Source organism: Sphingomonas sp. CCH9-E2 (assembly GCF_001557215.1).
GTDB lineage: Bacteria > Pseudomonadota > Alphaproteobacteria > Sphingomonadales > Sphingomonadaceae > Sphingomonas.
The window spans coordinates 1-4,121 of record NZ_LSJM01000400.1 but is presented as its reverse complement, the minus strand read 5'-3'; the positions used below and the strand labels follow the sequence as shown (position 1 = coordinate 4,121).

Sequence of the window (4,121 nt, the reverse complement as noted above, 5' to 3'; positions counted from 1 at the left end):
CCGCCTGCGCCAGCCAGCGCGCCTGCCGCAGCGTCAGATTGTCGGGGTCGGGAGAGGTCAGCACGATGGTCTCGATCCGGTCGCCGGGGGCCTCCGAACCGGCAATCCAGCGCGCGACAGCGGCTTCATCCTGTGCCTGCAAGGGATCGAGCGGCCCGGCCAACGCAGCACCCAGCGCCCGCCGCCGCTCGCCCCCATCGGGCCAGCGCGCCCGCATCGCTTCCCGCGCCGCCCCCAGCGCATCGGCAAACGCGCCAAGGCCGGCCGGGATCAGCGGCTCGATCCGCTGCCGCAACGCCGCCGCCAGTCCCGCCGACGCGCCGCCGGTGCCGATCGCGATCGTCACGGGATCACGCTCAACGATCGCGGGCAGGGTGAAATCGCACAGATCGGGCCGGTCGGCGACATTGACCAGCAGGCCACGTGCCTTGAGCCGCGCCACCACCGGCTCGGGATCCGCGCACGCGACCAAAGCGATGTGCGCCGGCGCATCCTCGCCGACGATCACCGCGCCCGCGCGTTCGAGCAAGCGGCGCTTGGCCTCCGCCATCGCGCCGTCGCCCACCAGGATTGCCGGCCGCCCGTCCAGCCGCACGAAGACGGGCAGGCCGGAGCGTTTCACCGCACCCACTCGGGGACGCGCTCGGCCCCCATGATCGTTTCGGGCTGGATGCGGTCGGCGACCACCGCGAACCGGTCGCCCGACACCAGCACCTCGGGCACCAGCGCCCGGCTGTTATAGGTCGATGCCATGGTCGCGCCATAGGCGCCCGCAGTGCGGAACACCGCGAGGTCGCCCGACTTCACCAGGTCGATCTCGCGCCCCATCGCGAACGTATCGCCGGTCTCGCACACCGGGCCTGCGATATTGGCGACGAACTTCTCGCCCGTCGGCTCGACCGCCTCGAACGCATGATAGGCGTCGTACAGCGCGGGGCGGGCGAGGTCGTTCATCGCCGCATCCACGATGACATAGGGATTGATGCTCGCCGGCTTGACCCAGATGACCTCGGTCACCAGCACCCCGGCATTGCCGCAGATGAAGCGGCCCGGTTCGAACATCAAAGTCACGTCCCAGTCGGCGGTGACGCGCTTGACCATCGCCCCGAATTCTTCGGCCGAGGACACCTTGTCGTCCGGCTCGTAAGGCACGCCGAGGCCACCGCCGAGGTCGACATGGGTGATGGTGTGCCCGGCCGCGCGCAGCTGCGCGACCAGTTCGCCGACGCGCTTGTACGCGGCCTCGAGCGGAGCGAGCGTCTTGAGCTGGCTGCCGATATGGATCGCCACGCCGCGCAAATTCATGCCCGGACGCTTGGCCAGCCGGTCGAAGATCGCGGGCGCGCGGTCGATCGCGACGCCGAACTTGTTCTCCGCCTTGCCGGTCGAAATCTTGGCGTGCGTCCCCGCATCGACATCGGGGTTCACGCGCAGCACCGCCGGCGCAGTCTTGCCCTGCGCATGCGCGAGGTCGGCGAGCACTTCGCCCTCCTCTTCCAGCTCGAGGTTGAACTGGCCGATCCCCTCGTCCAGCCCCAGCTGCAGCTCGCCGCGCGTCTTGCCGACGCCCGAAAACACCACATCCTCGGGCTTCATGCCCGCCGCCAGCGCGCGCTTGAGCTCGCCGCCCGACACCACGTCCGCGCCATAGCCCTGCTTGGCGAGCACGCCGAGCACTGCGAGGTTCGGATTGGCCTTGATCGCAAAGGCGATATGCACGCGCGGCAGATCGGCGAGCGCGGCCTTCAGCACCTGCGCATGCCGCTCCAGCGTCGCGGTCGAATAGACGTAGAAGGGCGTGCCGACCTGCGCCGCGATGGCGGGAATGGCGACGTCCTCGGCGTGCAGCACGCCGTTCTTGCGGGTGAAATGGTCCATGATGATCTTCTTACTGCGGCGGCAGGTCGAACTCGTCGCTGCGCCGTTCTTCTGAGCTGCGCAGCACTTCGTCGCTGCGCGTCGGTCGCGTCTGGGGCGGCGCCTTCGTCAGGTCTGCCGGTGCCGGCGTGGCCACCGCCCCATAGGGTTTGGGGGGCAGCGTCTCCCCGGCGGCCGGTTTCAGGTCGCCCCGATTGCCGCATGCGGCCAGCAGAAGCGCCGTGAAGACCACCAGGGTTCGCATAACCTATTCTCCTCTTGCGGCACGCGCCGCCGCAATCGCCTCACGCACCCGCGCGGGTGCGGTCCCACCAAAACTCATCCGGCTCGCGACCGAAGCATCGACCGTCAATACGTCAAACACGCGCGCGTCGATACGCCCGTCGATCGCCTGCAGTTCCGCCAGCTCCAGCTGGTCGAGCCGCACGCCCTTCGCCTCCGCCGCCGCGACCGCGCGGCCGGTGATGTGGTGCGCCTCGCGGAACGGGATGCCGCCCTCGCGCACCAGCCAGTCGGCCAGGTCGGTGGCGGTGGCAAAACCGCTTTCGGCGAGCCCGCGCATGCGGTCGGTCCGGAAGTCCGCGCTCTCGACCATTCCGGTCATCGCCGCGATGGAGAGCGCGAGCAGGTCGTGCGCCTCGAACACCGGTGGCTTGTCGTCCTGCATGTCCTTCGAATAGGCGAGCGGCAGGCCCTTCATCGTGATCATGAGTGCAGTCAGGCACCCGACGATCCGCCCGCTATGCCCGCGCACCAGCTCGGCCGCATCGGGATTGCGCTTCTGCGGCATGATCGAGCTGCCGGTCGACCATTGGTCGGACAGCTTGACGAAGCCGAACGGCTGGCTCGCCCAGATCACGAATTCCTCCGCCAGGCGGCTGAGGTGCAGCGAGCATTGCGCCGCCGCCATCAGATAATCGAGCGCGAAGTCGCGGTCGCTCACGGCATCGAGCGAGTTGCGCGTCGGACCATCGAAGCCGAGCGCCGCCGCCGTCATATCACGGTCGAGCGGAAAGCCCGTCCCCGCCAGCGCCGCCGACCCCAGCGGGCACAGATTGCCCCGCGCGCGATTGTCGCTGAACCGCGACACATCGCGCGCGATCATCTCGAAATAGGCCATCAGATGATGCCCCAGCGTCACCGGCTGCGCGCTTTGCAGATGGGTGAAGCCCGGCATCACGCTGTCGGCATGCTCCTCCGCACGCGTCAACAGTGCACCCTGCAGCGCGTCGAGCGCGGCGAGCACCTGGTCGGTCGCGTCGCGCACCCACAGGCGGAAATCGGTCGCGACCTGATCGTTACGGCTGCGCGCCGTGTGCAGCCGCCCGGCCACCGGCCCGATCTTCTCCGCCAGCCGCGATTCGGTCAGCATATGAATGTCTTCGAGCGCCAGATCCTCCGGCACCCCGTCGCGTTCGTAATCGGCGGCGACCTGGTCCAGCCCGGCGGAGATCGTCGCGGCATCCTCCGCCGATACGATCCCCTGCTGGCCCAACATCGCGACATGCGCCTTCGACCCGGCGATATCCTGGCGCCACATTCGCTTGTCGAACGGGATCGATGCGTTAATCTCACGCATCACCGACGACGGGCCTTCGGAAAAGCGCCCGCCCCACATGGAATTGGAGCTTCCCTTGCGCTCGACGATCGCGCTTCTCCTCACTCTGGGCCTTGGAACCGCCGGCTGCGATAGTGGCAAGCAACCCGACCCGCAAGCAACCGCAACTGTCGCCGACGAAAGCCCGGCTGCGGCCGACAACGCAACCGACGAGCCCGAGCGCGTCGGCACCGTGGATCGCAGCAACAAGGGTCAGGCCGCACCCGATCACGGTTTCCTCGACCCCGCAGGCAAGCCGGTGACGCTGGCGGCGTTCCGCGGCAAGCCGCTGCTGGTCAACCTGTGGGCCACTTGGTGCGCGCCATGCGTGCGCGAAATGCCGACGCTTGATCGGCTCGCGGTGCGCGAAAAGGACAGACTGCAAGTGCTGGTGATCAGCCAGGATCTCGACGGCGCGGCCAAGGTCACGCCCTTCTTCGAAAAGGCGAAATTCGCCGCGCTCCAGCCCTATCTCGACCCCGACGTCAAATTCTCGACCGGCTATGGCGTCAACCTGCCGACCACGATCCTCTACGACGCACAGGGCAAGGAAGTCTGGCGCGTGTCCGGCGACATGGACTGGGACGGCGAGACGGCGGCGAAGTGGATCGCGGAGGCGGGGTGAGGTTTCTGCGCGCCCTACTCA

General features: G+C 68.3%; 5 protein-coding genes. 1 reads left to right on the top strand and 4 read right to left on the bottom strand.

Going from position 1 to position 4,121, the window contains the following annotated elements; translation table 11 throughout:
- From AX681_RS18085 to argH, 4 genes are all read right to left on the bottom strand, one after another.
- Positions 1-622: precorrin-2 dehydrogenase/sirohydrochlorin ferrochelatase family protein (locus AX681_RS18085; RefSeq protein ID WP_231735011.1), on the bottom strand; the 622-nt coding region annotated here is incomplete at its 3' end.
- Positions 619-1,878, bottom strand: a complete 1,260-nt coding sequence (gene lysA, locus AX681_RS18080) for a diaminopimelate decarboxylase (protein ID WP_066661590.1) — start codon at positions 1,876-1,878, stop codon at positions 619-621. The genes lysA and AX681_RS18085, both read right to left, overlap by 4 nt.
- Positions 1,879-1,888: 10 nt before the next feature.
- Positions 1,889-2,122, bottom strand: coding sequence for a lipoprotein (locus AX681_RS18075; RefSeq protein ID WP_066682582.1), 234 nt, complete (start codon positions 2,120-2,122; stop codon positions 1,889-1,891).
- A 3-nt stretch (positions 2,123-2,125) separates the two neighbouring features.
- Positions 2,126-3,496 carry an argininosuccinate lyase gene (gene argH / locus AX681_RS18070; protein ID WP_066663067.1) on the bottom strand — a complete coding sequence of 457 codons (1,371 nt, stop codon included), beginning with the start codon at positions 3,494-3,496 and terminating at the stop codon, positions 2,126-2,128.
- A 16-nt stretch (positions 3,497-3,512) separates the two neighbouring features.
- On the opposite strand from argH, the gene AX681_RS18065 reads away from it, so the two are divergent.
- On the top strand, positions 3,513-4,100 hold the full coding sequence (locus AX681_RS18065) for a TlpA family protein disulfide reductase (protein WP_331710032.1): 588 nt from the start codon (positions 3,513-3,515) through the stop codon (positions 4,098-4,100).
- Positions 4,101-4,121: the final 21 nt, after the last annotated feature.